Origin of the sequence: Moraxella atlantae NBRC 14588 (assembly GCF_001591265.1) — a bacterium.
GTDB lineage: Bacteria > Pseudomonadota > Gammaproteobacteria > Pseudomonadales > Moraxellaceae > Faucicola > Faucicola atlantae.
Genome location: NZ_BCUL01000004.1, coordinates 54,229 through 68,040 on the forward strand (window position 1 = coordinate 54,229; position 13,812 = coordinate 68,040).

Consider the following 13,812-nt stretch of genomic DNA (forward strand, 5'->3'; position numbering starts at 1 on the left):
CGGTTGGTTTTTTTATACAAACGCAATCATGCCTAAATTTTGTTTGTTCATATCTATTCAGGCTTAACGGTCACCAACACGCGCACGCTGTCAGCCACCAACGCAAGCTGCGCCAACGCTTGTTCGCCTTGCGCTTGTATACGCTCTAACGCACTAATCTCGCTGTCACGTACGTTAGGATTGACGCGCTGCAGATAGCGCAACCGCTCAATCTCACGTTGCCAACGCTGCTGAAACACGCGCTGCGCCTGCTCGGCGATGGCAGGTAGCTGAGCGGCGGCAATGGTTTGCGCTTGTTCAAACCGCTGCTCGATGATATCACGCCGTGCCTTGATGACCTGCCGCGCACGGGTTTTATCCAACCGCTGAATGTACGGTGCGATCATATCACTGGCGATTTTTTCGCTAAAATCTGTGCCTTGTTGGCTCAAAAATACCCGAATCAGCGGCGTGGGCAAGTATGCAGGCAAATTCAACAACTTAGGCGCGATCGCCTCAACACGAAAATTGACCTCAACCAACAGCATACCCTCAGGCATCACACGGCTTTGCAGCAAAGCCACCGTGGCATTACCAAACGTGCCGTGCGTCACCGTATCAAAAATGCTTTGCATAAACGGGTGTTCATAGCTCATAAACGCCACGTCCTCGCGCACCAGTGCGTGCTCACGCTCAAACGTTAGTGTCATGCCCTCTTCAGGTACAGACAAACCCTGCAGCGCGACTTCATCACTTGGTTGCAGCACCAACGAACCGTCACGTTGCCCACTATACTCCAAATTAATTGCACTTAAAAAATCTTCAAACAAACGCGGTAAGCTGTGGGTATCATCAAACTCGCGCAGCGTGTCGGCGATTTTTCGTGCCACGCGTGGACGGCAAGAGTTATATTCCAGCAGACGGTCGCGTCCTTGTTGTAGCGCGTCTTCTAAATCAAATCGCAGCGCGCGCCCTTGAGCGATTAACGCCTCTAACGCCGCGGCATTGGTTAGCACCTCGCCATCATCTAGCGTCAAATCCTTACCCTCAAGCACGGGCTTGAGCTCAACAATCAGCTGCTCTTGTACACTTTGCGCGGTCGGTGAAATTTGGCTAAAGATATTCAATGCCTCATCATACCAACGATACAGCCGTGCCGTTGCTGTGCCCTCGACATATGGCACATGAATGGTGATGTCATGCTGCTGCCCGATGCGATCAAGCCGCCCAATGCGCTGCTCAAGGGTATCGGGATTGGCAGGCAAATCAAACAATACCAAATCACTGGCAAATTGAAAATTGCGCCCCTCTGAACCAATCTCAGATGCAAGTAGCACCTGCGCCCCTGCATGATCAGCAAAATACGCCGCCGCTTGGTCACGTTCCAGCAGCGTCATCTGCTCGGTAAACAGCGCGGTTTTGATCCCACCATGTAAGCGCAGCACCGCATCTAGGCTCTCCACCGTCGCGCCACTACGCGCAATCAACAATACCTTGTGATAGCGCAAAGTATGGCGCAGCAAGTCAATCAACCACGGCACGCGCGGATCATCTTGCAGCCATTCGCCATCGGGCGCAAGCTCTTCACTCCACAGCTGTTCACGTAATTTGCCCTGCGTATGCCAGGTGTCGCGCCAGCTGTCTGGCAATGCCAGCGGATAGCCAATGGCATGGCGACCACGAAAGCCATCAATCAGCTGCGCCACACTGTCACGGGTGTTGCGAAACAGCACACGCCCCGTACCATGACGGTCAAGCAATTCATTGATCGCCTGCGCGCGCCCTGCTTCATCATCACTGATATCATGCCCAAGCAGACCTGCCAAAGCTTGTTGTTGGCGTTCATTCAATGGCGTGTCGCTGAGCAAAACCTCGGCAATCGCCGCGATTTGGGCAAACTGAGCTTCACTGTCTAAAAACTCATCCAAATCAGCAAAACGATGCGGATCAAGCAGGCGTAAACGCGCAAAATGGCTTTCAAGCCCTAGCTGTTCGGGCGTGGCAGTCAATAGTAACACGCCATCGGTCTGCGCGGCAAAACGCTCAACCAACTGGTATTCATCGTTACCGCCATTTTCGCTGTGCCAGTGCAGATGGTGCGCTTCATCCACCACCAATAAATCAAAACCTGCCTCCAGTGCTTTATCCGCCAAATCGGCATGGTCAAGCAGTAAATCCACACTGGCGATGATACATTGTTCGGTCAAAAACGGATTTTGCTCGGGGTCATGCTCAGCAATCGCTGCCGTACGCACCAAATCTATGATGGCAAAATCCAAGTTAAAACGCCGTTTGAGCTCAATCATCCACTGGTATTGCAGACTATCGGGCACCAACACCAACACACGCGCCGCTTTACCCGTCAATAGCTGCTGGTGGATAATCAGCCCTGCCTCGATGGTTTTGCCCAGCCCCACTTCATCAGCAAGCAAGACACGCGGTGCGATGCGTTTGCCGACCTCATGGGCGATATACAACTGGTGTTCGATGATATCAACGCGCGCGCCCATCAAACCACGCAGAGGATGGCTGGCTAAATTGCCTTGCGTGTGTAGCAGACGCTGGCGCAATTCATACCAGCTATTGTCATGCAAACGATTGGCAAGCAGACGCTCAAGCGGTTTGGCAAGGGTCAAATTTGCTGCTAGCCGCGTCTCCATCAGTGGCTTGTCACTTTCTTCCACGTGGTATTTGTACACGCCGTTTTGTTCTTCGGCGGCGCGCACGGTGTAGGTATTGCCGTCTTGGTCTTGAATGGTATCGCCAACCTTAAACACCACGCGCGACAGCGGCGCCGATGCCTTGGCATACACGCGCGTCGCCTCGCTTTGGGCAAACAGCACCTGTACGCTGCGCTCATCAACCAATACCACCACGCCAAGCCCAAGCTCGCTTTCGGTGTCTGATAAATACCGCTGTCCAATGGCAAAATCCGTCATGCTTCCTCACCGCTTACCGCTGTTATTTGTACCGTTGCTTGCCTATTGTTGTGCCTTGTTTGTCTCAATTTGGCAATATAGCACACCTTGGCATTTGATTATGATGCGTGCCAAGTGAGTAAAATCAAGGTTTAGCGCGTATTTTCAACGTTTTAACGCCTTTTTTCTACCTTGTAAATTCCCAACAAACTAAAGCACCTGCAAACCTAGTGTTTGTAAGGCTTGGCGCAACATGGCGATATTATACACCGCATGCCCTTTGACAGTATTTTCAAAATACACAAATAACGTATCAAAATTCGCGCGCTGATTGGCAATGGATTGTGCCCATGCCTGCATTTGATCTTGGCTGTAGCGATAATCATGGCGTTCACTGGCGCTGTGTGCGTCCCACCAATTCGGGTTTTTACCATGCAAGCGCAAATAGCCCGTGCGACTGGTAAATAGTAGCCGACTGTCGGGCAACCCTGAAATATCGGGATAATCCACACTGCACCAAATCAGCCCCTGCTCGGCAAAGCTGCGATATACTTGTGGTGTGTGCCAACTGGCGTGACGAAATTCAATCGCCAGTGGCAGATCAGCAAACCAACCGACCAAGCGCGCCAAATAACGCCGATGCTCAATCGTGCGGTCAAAACCGTGCGGAAACTGCAGCAACAACGCCGCCAAACAATCACGCTGGCAAATCGGTGCAATAGCCTGTAAAAATACCTGCGCGGTGTCACTTGTTGCGCGCAAGGTATGGCTAAAATCTTGATGCAGCTTGATGGCAAACTTGACCTGCCCAGCAGACTTTGTCAGCATACCCTCAAACGCCTTACGCCCAAGTGGGGCATAAAAACTGCTATTGATTTCTACACTGGTATAATGCGCGGCATACGTCTGCAAAAAATCGGTTTTTTTGGTCTTAAGCGGGTACAACACACCAAGCAAATCCGTGTCACTGTAGCCACCTGTGCCTAAATAAATCGTCATCGCTGCCACACCGCCATTGCCCACAGCAATGCCAATAGCAAAAGTGCCATCAACTGCGCCGCAGAGCCCACGTCTTTGGCAATTTTAGCAAGCGGATGGCGTTCGGTCGACGTGTGGTCGATCGCCGCTTCAATGGCGGTATTAAACAGCTCAACCACCACCGAAAAAAACGACGCAAGCACCAACACCATCTTGACCACAAGGTCAAACGGCATAAATACCAACACAACCAGCAGCGCGGCATTGAGCCATGTCACTTGCCGAAACGCTGCCTCATTGTGGTATGCCGCCAAAAAACCATCGCGTGAATAACCTGCCGCTTTGATAATCCGCATCACGCCGGTTTTACCCTTGGCTTCGGCGGCATAGCCTGTTAGGTTGGTAGGGTTCGAGGATTTAGATGACTGGTTCATAATGTTTAAAAATAAGGACAATTGCGCTTAGTTTACTGGAATTTGTGACAGATAGGCAGCCATCTTGCGTGCTAAACATAAAAAAACAGCCAGTCATTGACCAGCTGTTTTTGTGCCGTTAAAAGCGCAAGTAGGGGTTACCAACCTGTCACTTCTTTTACTTTTTCACCGATTTTTGATGGGTCACGGGTGTAGGCGATACCTGCGTCTTCAAACGCTTTGAATTTCTCTTCGGCTGTGCCTTTACCGCCTGAGATGATCGCGCCTGCGTGTCCCATACGCTTACCTTTTGGCGCTGTCACACCAGCGATGTAGCCAATCACAGGTTTGGTGACGTGTTCTTTAATGTACGCTGCCGCTTCTTCTTCTGCCGTACCACCGATTTCACCAATCAATACGATGGCTTCGGTTTGTGGGTCATCTTGGAACAGTTTTAGCGCGTCAATTTGGTTCATACCAGGGATGGGGTCGCCACCGATACCGATACAGGTTGATTGACCAAAGCCCAATTTGGTGGTTTGTGCCACGGCTTCATAGGTCAAAGTACCTGAGCGTGAGATGATACCCACTTTGCCGGGTTGATGGATGTGACCTGGCATGATGCCGATTTTGCACTCACCGGGGGTAATCACGCCAGGGCAGTTTGGCCCAACGATACGCACGATTGGCTCGCCTTTTTCGGTCAAGTCTGCATTGACGTTTTCTAGATAGCGTTTGGCTTTTAGCATGTCAAGCGTTGGCACGCCTTCGGTGATGATGACGATCAATTTAACGCCAGAGTCAATGGCTTCAACCACTGAATCCAACACGAATGGTGCAGGTACATAGATCACTGATGCGTCTGCGCCTGTCTCCTTAACCGCTTCATCCATGGTGTTGAACACAGGCAAGCCTAGGTGAGTAGTCCCGCCTTTACCTGGGGTCACACCGCCGACTACTTTGGTACCGTATTCGATGGCTTGTTCTGAGTGGAACGTACCGTTTTTACCCGTAAAACCTTGCACCAACACTTTGGTGTCTTTATCAATCAATACACTCATGGTTGTTCCTTTTATTTTAACAAAATTTTATCAATCTATTGCATTAAGCGTTTTGCACGGCTTCAACGACTTTTTTACCTGCGTCTGACAAGCCTTGTGCTGAAATCAATTTCAAGCCTGACTCGTCAAGCAGTTTTGCGCCTAATTCAGCGTTGTTGCCCTCAAGACGCACCACGACAGGCACAGTCACATTGACTTCTTTGACCGCCGCGATAATAGCTTCAGCAATCATGTCACAGCGTACGATACCGCCAAAGATGTTAATTAACACGGCTTTGACTGAGTCGTCATCCAAGATGATTTTAAACGCTTCAATCACGCGCTCTTTGGTCGCACCGCCGCCCACGTCTAGGAAGTTAGCAGGTTGTCCACCGTATAGCTTGATGATATCCATGGTTGCCATGGCAAGGCCTGCGCCATTGACCATACAGCCGATATTGCCCTCGAGTGCAACGTAGTTTAGGTCAAATTCAGACGCTTTAAGCTCGCGCTCATTTTCTTGGCTCTTATCGCGAAGTTCAGCGACGTTTGGCAAGCGGTACAACGCGTTTGAGTCGATACCAACTTTGGCATCCACACACGCCAAGTCACCATTTTCACGCACGGCTAGTGGGTTGATTTCAAATAGGGCAAAGTCATTTTCGATGAATGCGCGGTATGCACCTGTCATCAATTTAGCAAATGCATTGACTTGCTTGTCTTTTAGACCCAGTTTGAATGCCACTTCACGCGCTTGGTTTGGCATCAAACCAACCAATGGATCCACCACCACTTTGATGATTTTTTCAGGGGTTTCTTCGGCAACCTTTTCGATCTCAACGCCGCCTTCGGTTGATGCCATGAACACCACACGACGCGCCGAACGATCTACCACCGCCCCTAGGTATAGTTCGGTTTGTACAGGGTACATGTCTTCGGCAACCAACACGCTGTTTACAGGTTGACCGTTGGCGTCAGTTTGGTAAGTTACCAAGTTGGTACCGATTAGGCTATCGGCAACTTCTTTGGCTTCTTCGCGTGATTTAACAACCTTGACGCCGCCTGCTTTACCGCGACCACCTGCGTGTACTTGCGCTTTGATAACGGCAAATTTGCCACCCATTTGATCAAATGCTTGTGCGGCTTCCTCGCCATTGTGCGCCAAAATACCTTGTTGCACAGGCAAACCGTATTTAGCAAGAAGTTCTTTGGCTTGATACTCATGTAAATTCATGAATTTATCCTCATGTTTGCTGTTAAAAATTGTCTATAAAAGTGATGATAACTTGTTCATTATATTACCAAATCGCCTGTATGACTTAGGCAGACGATTTGACTAGGCTTGGCAAAACTTATTTATATCAAGCCGCGTTTATTTGCGTTTACGCTGAATGGCGTGAATCGCGCGACCATCGGCTGACAATGCCGCCTCGTGAACCGCTTCTGAAATGGTTGGGTGAGCGAATGTCATAAGTTGTAGGTCTTCTACGCTTGACACAAACTCTAAGGCAATCACGCCTTGATGAACGATGTCGCCTGCTCCCACGCCTACCATGTGCAGACCCAGCAGACGATCAGTCTTCGCATCTGCTACGACCTTAGTCACACCTACGCCCTCACCTTGTGCCAAGGCACGACCGTTGGCAGATAGGTTGAATGAACCTGTTTTGACTTCATATCCACGGGCACGTGCTTGCTCTTCGGTCAAGCCTACCCATGCAATCTCAGGGTGCGTATAAATCACGCTGATGATGGCATCATAATTGACTTGAACTTTTTCGCCATGAATGCGCTCAACCGCCATCATGCCTTCTTCCATCGCTTTATGGGCAAGCATTGGTCCACGCACCAAGTCACCGATAGCGTACACACCATCAAGGTTGGTTTTGCAGTAGTCATTGACGGCTACTAGACCGCGTTCTGTCAATTCAACACCAGCGTCTTCACCCAGCAAGTTTTCTTTATACGCACGGCGACCCACGCATACAATAAGCTTATCAAAGGTTTCTTCTTGAGTCTCGCCTTTGGCATCGGTGGTAACGACCACTTTGCCATCTTTGACTTCAGCATTGGTAACCTTGGTATCAAGGCGGATATCCAAACCTTGTTTGGTCAAAAGCTTCATCGCTTCTTTGCTCACCGCGCTGTCTGCTGCTGCCAAGAACGTTGGCATGGCTTCATAGATAACGACTTCTGCACCCAGACGACGCCATACCGAACCCAGCTCAAGCCCAATCACACCTGCACCAATCACGCCTAGACGCGCAGGCACTTCAGGAAAATCAAGCGCACCTGTTGAATCAACGATATACTCATGATCAATCGGCGCAACAGGAATATCGATTGGCACCGAACCTGATGCCAAAATCACATTTTTAGCGGTCAAAGTTACCGCTTCACCACCATCTAATGGGGTAAATTGAACTTTTTTGTCTTCACCTTTGCCGTCAATTAGCGTTCCTGTACCTTGTAGCCAGTCAGCTTTGTTACCTTTTAGCAACGCTGCCACACCGCCTGTCAATTGCTTAACAACCGCGTCTTTACGTGACAACATTTTGCTGATATCAATGGCAACTTCACCCGTGCTGATACCGTGTTCTTCTACTTCATCTTTGATCATTTCATAACGATGTGAGCTATCAAGCAAGGCTTTTGATGGAATACAGCCGACGTTTAGACAGGTACCACCCAATGCTGGCTCGCCTTTGTGCACGCGTTTTTCGATACATGCCACACTCATGCCAAGCTGACCTGCACGGATTGCTGCTTCATAGCCGCCAGGACCGCCACCAATGACAATTAAATCGTATGAATCTTTCATAATTTATCCTAATCTATTGAATATACTAATGGTAGAAAATTGCTTAATTTTTCGACAATAAGGCTTATTAAAAAATAAGCCTTATTACTTAAAAACTCATGATCACGCTTGCTAGCCATTACAAATCTAGCAATAACATGGCTGGATCTTCAACCAACTCTTTGATTGTCACCAAGAATTGTACCGCTTCTTTACCGTCAATCATCCGATGATCGTATGACAGTGCCAAGTACATCATTGGTAAAATTACCACTTGACCATTGACTGCCATAGGACGCTCTTGGATTTTGTGCATACCCAAGATAGCAGTTTGTGGTGGGTTCAAGATCGGCGTTGATAGCAATGAACCAAACACACCGCCATTGGTGATGGTGAACGTACCGCCTGTCATCTCGTCGATACCAAGTTTGCCTTCACGCGCTTTGCTGGCATAGTCACCGATACCACGCTCGATATCTGCCATGCTCATTTGGTCAGTATCGCGCAATACAGGCACTACCAAACCGCGATCGGTTGATACCGCTACACCTACATCATAGTAGCCATGATACACGATATCATTACCATCGATCGAGGCATTCACTGCTGGGAAGCGTTTTAAGGCTTCGGTTGCTGCTTTAACAAACAATGACATGAAGCCAAGTTTTACACCATGACGTTTTTCAAAACGCTCTTTGTACTGGCTGCGCATATCCATGATCGGCTTCATATTGACTTCGTTGAATGTTGTCAACATCGCGGTTTCTTGGGTAGCTGACATCAAGCGCTCTGCTACGCGTTGGCGCAAGCGAGTCATTGGCACACGTTTGTCCGCGCGCTGTCCTACCGCATCGGCCACTGCCTGACCATTATCTGCTTTGATGTTAGCATTGGCTTTTAGGGTTGGATTTGCCATGTCTTGCTTGGTCACACGACCACCACGACCTGTGCCTTCAACATCGGCAGGATTCACACCCGTGGTATTGGCTGCTTTGCGTACCGCTGGGCTTTGGTCTTTGTGTGGCTGCTCACCGCTAGCGTTGCTCGCGTCAGATTTGGCTTGCACAGGGGCTGCTACCGACTCTGGTGGTACGGTAGTGCCTTGATCTGATTGACTATCAGATGATTTTTCTTGCGCTTGTTTGTTATCTGCCGCAGCATCATCGCTTGATTTTTCGCTGGTCGCGCCTTCGCTTAATTCACCAATGACTTCATCAGATAATACGGTATCATCAACTTGCTTGACGATTTTGCTTAGTACGCCGTCATTTTGGGCAACAACTTCTAGCACAACTTTATCGGTTTCAATCTCTGCCAATACATCATCACGCTTAACTTGGTCACCTTCGGCAAAGTTCCAGCTAACAATCGTGCCATCGGCAACCGATTCTGGGAATACGGGGGCTTTAATTTCGCTCATTTTAATGCTCCTGATGTAATCAGTTCGTTTAATGCAAATCTTTCGTTCGTTGGGTTTTTTAAGGTATTACGGTTTAAGCTATGCTCAATTTTTTCACACAAATCAGGGCAATACATGGTATTGCCCGAATTTTTATTTGTTCTCTAAATCTTTTGCGCTTGCCTTATCATCGGCTTGTTGCTCATCGATGCCAAGTGCCTCATTAACCACACGTTTTTGCTGCTCAACGTGCATTTGCATCAAGCCTGCTGCAGGTGCCGCCGACGATGGACGAGCGACAGGCTCACGCAAGTACGCTTTACTTGGACGTTTGGCAGGTTTTGGTGGCGCAAATAGGCGGAACATATGCGGTGCAATATAGTACCACGCCCCTTGGTTACGCGGCTCTTCTTGTGCCCATACGATATCTTCAAGGTTTGGATATTTTTTCACTTCCTCAAGCATGCGCTCTTCAGGTAGCGGATATAACTGCTCAATGCGCACCAAAGCAACATTGTTTAGTCCAAGCTCGCGGCGTTTTTCCAGTAGATCATAGTATACCTTACCACCACAGAATACTAAACGTGTGACCTGATCGGCATTTAGGTCATCAATCTCTGAGATGACCGTTTCAAAACGACCATTTGCCAGTTCATCAAGCGTTGATACCGCCAATTTGTGGCGCAGCAAGCTCTTAGGTGACATCACAATCAATGGCTTACGGGCAGGACGCAATACTTGGCGACGCAGCGCGTGGAAAATCTGTGCAGGTGTAGTCGGCGTGATAACCTGCATATTGTCTTCAGCACACAACTGCAAGTAACGCTCTAGACGCGCCGATGAATGCTCAGGGCCTTGCCCTTCATAGCCATGTGGCAATAGCATGGTCAAGCCACATAGACGTTGCCACTTGGTCTCCCCACTTGAGATAAACTGATCAATAACCACCTGTGCACCGTTGGCAAAGTCACCAAACTGGGCTTCCCAAATCACCAACGCGTTTGGAGTTGTAGTGGCATAGCCATATTCAAATGCCAGCACCGCCTCTTCTGATAGCAGCGAGTTGAACGTATCAAAGCGCGCTTGTTCGGGGTTAAGATTTGCCAATGGAACATACATTTGTCCGTCTTGGACGTTATACAGCTCAGCATGACGGTGTGAGAAAGTACCGCGCCCCACGTCCTCGCCTGTGATACGTACCGGATGACCTGCATCAACCAATGACGCATACGCCAAAGTTTCAGCCGCACCCCAGTTCAACGGTTCTTCACCAGTCTGCATCGCAAGGCGTTGCTCAACGACTTTTTTGACCTGGCGCTGAAGCTCAAAGCCTTCAGGTAGCTGTGCCATGCGCTCGCCATAGGCTTTTAGCTGCTCAATGCTGACACCTGTATCCCATTCATCGACCAATTCATGACCCAAATACGGTGTCCAATCGACAAACAACGAGCGGTTAGGCTCCATCACAAGCGCACTGGCTACGTACTCACCTTTATCCAATGACTCACGATAAGTATCTTCAAGCTCAGTTGCTTGCTGTTCGGTGATTACCTTAGCGTCTACCAGTTTTTTGGCATATATTTCGCGTGTTGATGGTAGCGCACGGATGACTTTGTACATCAATGGTTGAGTCGCTGAAGGCTCATCTGCCTCGTTATGACCGTTACGGCGGTAGCAATACAAATCAACCACGATGTCTTTGTGGAATGTCTTACGGTAGTCATGTGCCAGTTGGGCGATGAATACCACCGCGTCAGGATCATCACCATTTACATGGAAAATCGGCGCATGTACCATTTTGGCGATGTCGGTACAATATTCAGTTGAACGCGCATCTTCAAGACGACTGGTGGTAAAACCGATTTGGTTGTTAATAACGATATGAATCGTACCGCCTGTTGCATACGCGCGTGTTTGTGACATTTGGAACGTTTCTTGGTTCACCCCTTGACCTGCAAATGCCGCATCACCATGTACCACGATTGGCAGTACTTGGTTACCTGTGGTGTCTTCACGGCGTACTTGACGCGCACGCACCGAACCGATCAGTACAGGTGATACGATTTCTAAATGCGATGGGTTAAACGCCAGTGCCAAGTGCGCTTCACCACCAGGGGTCATTACGTTTGACGAAAAACCTTTATGGTATTTGACGTCACCTGAACCATGTTTTGGCGCAACTTTACCATCGAATTCATCAAACAAATCTTTAGGATTTTTACCCAAGATATTGACCAACAAGTTCAGGCGTCCACGGTGCGCCATGCCGATAACCATCTCTTTGGTACCGTTTTCACCAGCACGCTGGATCATCTCATGTACCATCGGGATAAAGCTTTCGCCACCTTCAAGACCAAAACGCTTAACGCCCGTGTACTTACGCGCCAAGTATTTTTCTAACCCTTCAGCAGCGGTTAGACGCTCAAGGATTGATTCGCGTTTTTCGTTGCTAAAATCGATGTAGCCCAAATTTTGCTCAAGATACTGCTCTATCCAACGCTTTTCTTTAGCAGTGGTGACGTGAAAATGCTCTGAGCCAATACTGCTGCAATACACGCGCTGCAAAACTTCAATAATTTCACGCAAAGTTGCTTTTGACTTGCCAATATGCATGTCACTGACAGGATATACCGTGTCCAAATCCGCTTCTGACAGACCATGATACTCAAGCGTCAGTTCTTCGATTTGTGGACGTGGCATCAAGCCTAGTGGGTCAAGCTTTGCTAAACGATGCCCACGACGGCGATAGCTTGTAATCAGCTTTTGCACACCCATCTGGTGTTGGCTAAACTCTTTAAGCTCTTCGATGCTGCATTCACCGCTGCCGCTTGCGCTACTCACTGAGTTTGGTTTAGCGGCAGTGGTGTTACGCGCTAGCAGCACGAATTGGTCTTGAATGGCGTTGTACAGCGCTTTGTCATCGTTATCGCTGGCAAACTGCTCAAAGTAAGGTAAATAACTGGGATCAACACTGCCTGGGTCTTGGGTATACTGTTCATACAAGGCTTCAAGATAAGCAGCATTATCAGCAGACAGCTCAGTAAAGCGTGCCGCTGGTGAATCGGTATGTTGAGATTGAGTCATAATCGGCTTCTTTAATTATGCAACATTGAATTTGAACGAAATGGTGGTATATTTTTTAAGCTATAGCGTAACATCAATTGCTAGATCATCGAATTTCGCCAAAAAATATATAGTATAAATTTAAAAAATACCCGTTATCGATGACTATAATGCACGATGAGCGCAGTAAATTTATAGTTTTCTACTATATGATAACGCATTTGCTAGTCAGCGTGCTGCGCTTAATGTTCTTTTTTTGTTGAAAAAACTTAGCCTTAGCACTTGCTTGGCTGCCTAATCAAAAACGACCCCATAAAAATCACACAACAAAAAAACCCCAGTAACACTGAGGTTTTATTGAGTTATGCTCGTTGTTAGCCTGCTTGTTCAAGCAGCATGCTGCGCAAATGCCCGATGGCACGGGTCGGATTTAGACCTTTTGGACAAACTGACACGCAGTTCATGATACCACGGCAGCGAAATAGACTAAACGGGTCATCCAAGCGTGCTAAACGCTCTTGGGTGTCAGTGTCACGGCTATCTGCCACAAAGCGATAGCCGTTAAGCAGCGCAGAAGGCCCTAAGAATTTATCAGGGTTCCACCAAAATGATGGGCAGCTGGTTGAACAACATGCGCACAAAATACACTCATACAGACCGTTTAGCTTTTCACGCTCTTCAGGTGATTGTAAACGCTCGGTTGGTGGTGCAGGTTGGTCGTTGATCAAGTACGGATGAACCTTTTCATACTGCTCATAAAACTGGTTCATGTCCACAACCAAGTCACGGATCACAGGCAAGCCTGGTAAGGGGCGCAAGGTGATTTTTTCAGGCAAGGTGTTCATGTTGATCAAGCATGACAAACCATTTTTGCCGTTGATGTTCATACCGTCCGAACCGCAGATGCCCTCGCGGCATGAACGGCGGAATGTCAAAGTTTCGTCCATTTTTTTTAGACGAACCAATACATCTAACAACATACGATCGCTATCAAGTAGCTCAATCGTATAAGTTTGCATACGTGGCGCTGCGTCCCGATCAGGATCGTAGCGGAAAATTTCGATGGTGCGAGTACCTCGGCTCATAGTGCTAACTCCACACAACTGATTTATTGGTCGCGTTTATTGCCTTACTGCCATGACGAGATCGTTTTATGGCTAAACGCTGATAGTTGGCAAGATGGTGTATTGGCTAAGCGGCTTGGTACACCATCGGCTAAAAC

At 48.5% G+C, this 13,812-nt stretch carries 9 protein-coding genes; all 9 read right to left on the bottom strand.

The genetic code is table 11. The features are described 5' to 3' along the window. Positions 1–53: 53 nt before the first annotated feature. Positions 54–2,918 (bottom strand): RNA polymerase-associated protein RapA, encoded by a 2,865-nt coding sequence (gene rapA / locus MA2_RS03810; protein ID WP_067056767.1) that lies wholly within the window; start codon positions 2,916–2,918, stop codon positions 54–56. Between the two features lie 189 nt (positions 2,919–3,107). Beyond that, complete coding sequence (locus tag MA2_RS03815; RefSeq protein WP_067057021.1) at positions 3,108–3,896, bottom strand: DUF72 domain-containing protein; 789 nt, start codon at positions 3,894–3,896, stop codon at positions 3,108–3,110. After that, entirely contained in the window at positions 3,893–4,309 is a 417-nt protein-coding gene (locus tag MA2_RS03820) for a diacylglycerol kinase (RefSeq protein ID WP_067056770.1), read from the bottom strand. Before MA2_RS03820 ends, MA2_RS03815 begins: the two co-directional genes overlap by 4 nt. 137 nt (positions 4,310–4,446) lie before the next feature. Continuing rightward, positions 4,447–5,349, bottom strand: coding sequence for a succinate--CoA ligase subunit alpha (sucD, locus tag MA2_RS03825; protein ID WP_067056773.1), 903 nt, complete (start codon positions 5,347–5,349; stop codon positions 4,447–4,449). A gap of 43 nt (positions 5,350–5,392) precedes the next feature. After that, on the bottom strand, positions 5,393–6,562 hold the full coding sequence (sucC, locus tag MA2_RS03830) for an ADP-forming succinate--CoA ligase subunit beta (RefSeq protein WP_067056776.1): 1,170 nt from the start codon (positions 6,560–6,562) through the stop codon (positions 5,393–5,395). 138 nt (positions 6,563–6,700) lie between these two features. Continuing rightward, complete coding sequence (gene lpdA / locus MA2_RS03835; protein WP_067056780.1) at positions 6,701–8,149, bottom strand: dihydrolipoyl dehydrogenase; 1,449 nt, start codon at positions 8,147–8,149, stop codon at positions 6,701–6,703. 118 nt (positions 8,150–8,267) lie between these two features. Continuing rightward, the gene (gene odhB, locus MA2_RS03840; RefSeq protein WP_067056783.1) at positions 8,268–9,548 is read right to left on the bottom strand and encodes a 2-oxoglutarate dehydrogenase complex dihydrolipoyllysine-residue succinyltransferase; all 1,281 of its coding nucleotides are present in this window, start codon (positions 9,546–9,548) and stop codon (positions 8,268–8,270) included. A 132-nt stretch (positions 9,549–9,680) separates the two neighbouring features. Then, entirely contained in the window at positions 9,681–12,611 is a 2,931-nt protein-coding gene (locus MA2_RS03845; protein ID WP_067056787.1) for a 2-oxoglutarate dehydrogenase E1 component, read from the bottom strand. 353 nt (positions 12,612–12,964) lie between these two features. After that, on the bottom strand, positions 12,965–13,675 hold the full coding sequence (locus tag MA2_RS03850) for a succinate dehydrogenase iron-sulfur subunit (protein ID WP_067056790.1): 711 nt from the start codon (positions 13,673–13,675) through the stop codon (positions 12,965–12,967). Positions 13,676–13,812: the final 137 nt, after the last annotated feature.